The organism is Lonsdalea britannica (assembly GCF_946477055.1).
Taxonomy (GTDB): Bacteria; Pseudomonadota; Gammaproteobacteria; order Enterobacterales; family Enterobacteriaceae; genus Lonsdalea; species Lonsdalea britannica_A.
Window position 1 is genome coordinate 1 of the sequence record NZ_CAMKXG010000351.1, and the last position, 2,913, is coordinate 2,913.

The 2,913-nt window shown below is 55.4% G+C and carries 2 protein-coding genes and 1 pseudogene; all 3 read right to left on the reverse strand.

The window, feature by feature from the left end; translation table 11 throughout:
* Positions 1 to 268 (reverse strand): annotated as a pseudogene (locus Q7O77_RS16505) (MFS transporter); the annotation flags it as partial.
* Between the two features lie 351 nt (positions 269 to 619).
* Positions 620 to 2,089, reverse strand: a complete 1,470-nt coding sequence (locus tag Q7O77_RS16510) for a SulP family inorganic anion transporter (RefSeq protein ID WP_304169792.1) — start codon at positions 2,087 to 2,089, stop codon at positions 620 to 622.
* Positions 2,086 to 2,721 carry a carbonic anhydrase gene (locus Q7O77_RS16515; RefSeq protein ID WP_304169794.1) on the reverse strand — a complete coding sequence of 212 codons (636 nt, stop codon included), beginning with the start codon at positions 2,719 to 2,721 and terminating at the stop codon, positions 2,086 to 2,088. The genes Q7O77_RS16510 and Q7O77_RS16515 overlap by 4 nt, the downstream gene beginning before the upstream one ends.
* Positions 2,722 to 2,913: the final 192 nt, after the last annotated feature.

Here is a 2,913-nt window from a genome sequence, read left to right on the forward strand (position 1 = left end):
GTGTGAAGTGCAGCACCAGACACAGTAGCAGGCAGGCCAATGCTTTGACGGCATCCGAAGCGATGGAAAGCGTACGCACGCCCCAGCGGTCGATGCCGGCTCCCAACAAGGGGGTCAATACAATCCTGGGCAGCCACCACAGGGCGTAGGCGAGCCCCGAATAGGTCAGACTTTGGGTTTCCGCATAGACCAGTATGGGGATCAAAAACACCATCAGGCCGTCTGCAATAAATACTAAAGAAACAAAAAAAAGTGGGATAGGATTCATGTATAACTTCATCCTGAATAATATTACGGTCGTTTTTTAAATTAAAAAATTTTTATTAAAGCGCCCGTAGAGGGGGAATCCGTGCCGAAGCGTAATGATAAATAAGCCTAAAGCCTATTGACGCACCAATATAATGATGTGGCCGACATAAAGTAAACCCTAATCTATTTTTTCCCGATATATGTCAATTCGTGCAGGGATAATTTGCGGACTTATTATTTTAACGGTTTCGCTCAATGATTGCGTTTGAACCGGCGATGGCGGAGTAGGGAGCCCGGCCCGCTGACCGGCCCGGGCTGTAGGGGCATGTAAGACGTTGCACCACAAGGTACAACACGAAACTTCATCGCATTACAGCGGCCACTGCGCCAGACGAATGCCGCGCTGCGTCGCCTCTTCGCGGAACTCGAGCAGCATGTTTTTGACGTCCGCATCAATGTAGTCCGCATTGTCATGCTCGACGATGACCACGCTGTGAGACGGGATCTTGTTGAGCAGCGACTGGAGATGCGGGTTGTGGACGAACGTCAGGTTCTTCTGGAAGCGCAGCACGAAATGGTTGCCGTAGCGGGTGAGCTGCAACGCATTACGGTGGCTCTTATAGCTGCTGATGGCGAGCTGAGCGGCTATCCCCAACCCAATTCCCGCAAGCATGCCGAATACGATGATCCCGGCAATCGTGATGATAAACGGAGCAAACTGCTGCCAGCCATTTTTCCACTGAGAGACAAACAGGGCCGGAGCGGCCAGCTTGTATCCGGTATACAGCAGTACGGCCGCGAGGCTGGCCAAAGGAATGATGTTCAGCAGCTGGCTCATATAACGCACGCTGAGCAGCAGCAGGATGGCGTGCAGCAGAATGGAGAGTTTACTGCGTGCGCCGGCGTTAACGTTGACAGAACTGCGTACGATCACCGCCGTGATGGGCAGGCCGCCGACAAAACCGCTGAGCAGATTCCCGACGCCCTGCGCCCGCAGCTCTTTATCCGGCGAGGGCGGCGGTGTCTGCGGCTTGATTTTCTTCAGGGCTTCCTGACTGAGCAGCGTTTCCAGACTGGCGACCAGCGCTAACGTGACGGCGACGACGTAAACGGTGGGATTGTTCCAAACCTGCCAGTCAGGACGGACGGCTTCGGCCGCCAACTGGCCGAGGTTTTCGAAAGCCGGTAGCTGAATGCGCGGCAGCGTGGTGGCGAAATCGGCCATGATGCGATCGCCAAAAAGCGCGCACAGTCCGCCAAAGAGAACGGCGACCAGCGGTCCGGGGAACCAGCTCAAGATTTTGTGCTGTTTGATGGCGGGATGGTCCCAGCACCATAGCAACAGCAGTCCCGAGAGAGCGACAAAAGGCGCACTGAACGAGGGTAGCATGGAGGGATCGCGCCACAGCGAACTCATCGGTTTTGCATCAGGAAAACCCAATGCCAGCGGGATCTGCTGCATGATCAACAGGAGGCCGATGGCGGCTAACATGCCGCGGATCACACTGCCGGGAACCACCGAAATGAAACGTCCAATGCGGGCCATGCCCATCAGATATTGCAGCACGCCGGAGAGCATGATGGCGAACAGCAGAGCGGCAAACGAACCCAGCGACTCAATGGCCCCGGACACGATCGTGACCAGGCCTGCGGCCGGGCCGCTGACGGCATAGCGCGACGGGCTTAGCAATGTGACGACCAGACCGCCGATGACGCCGGTCACCAGGCCGACAAACGGAGGGAGTCCGCTGGCCTGCGCAATGCCCAGACAGAGCGGCAGTGCGACAAGAAAAACGACAATACCGGCGGGGATATCTTGGCGAAGCGTTGAGAGGTTCATGCGGCGCCCTCCCCGTGACTCTGATGAATCAACTCTTTCAAATGACCGTTATGCAGGTCATAGACGCAGCCAAACACACTCAGTTCCATGCCGTCCTCCCAGGCTTTGATGACCGGAGGCGCATGGACCAGCCGCGTGAACTGTTCGCGCACGTTGGCTTCGACCAGCCGGTTTCTCTGTTCATCCGGCGTTTCCTCTCTTTCCTGACCCTGATGATCGGACAAATGGGGGAGCAGCGTCGAACGCAATGAGGTGATCCGGCGGGACAACGCAGAGTTTTCCTGATCCAGCGCCATCGTCGGCAGCTCGATGGCCGCCTGAACGCCGCCGCAGCAGTAGTGGCCGCACAGTACGATGCGCGAGACGCGGAGGTATTCAAGGGCGTATTGCAGCACGCTCATGAAGTTGTCGTCCTCGTGGCTTACCATGTTGGCAATGTTGCGATGAACGAACAGCTCGCCGGGGCTGGAGCCCGTCAGTACTTCAGCGGGAACGCGGCTGTCTGAACAGCCGATCCATAGCGAGTGCGGCTTCTGCACCGAGACATGCTGTTTGAAGTAGTGTGGGTGCCGTTGGCGGCGTTGCAGCGCCCAACTGCGATTTTTGGCGAGCAAGGGTTTCAAAGTCGTCAAAATAGGTCTCTCCTGTGAAAAAAATTGAATGTCAGTTGAGCTTGTGGACACGCTTTAACTTTCCCCAGTAATACTTACCTCTAAAATGAAAGACATAGGTCGAATGACTGTTTCTGGATATCGCCTGAATTCAGGGCGTTGTGCTGATGAAAATAAAATAACGTGTTGTGATTGTAAGAAAAAAAGATTTCT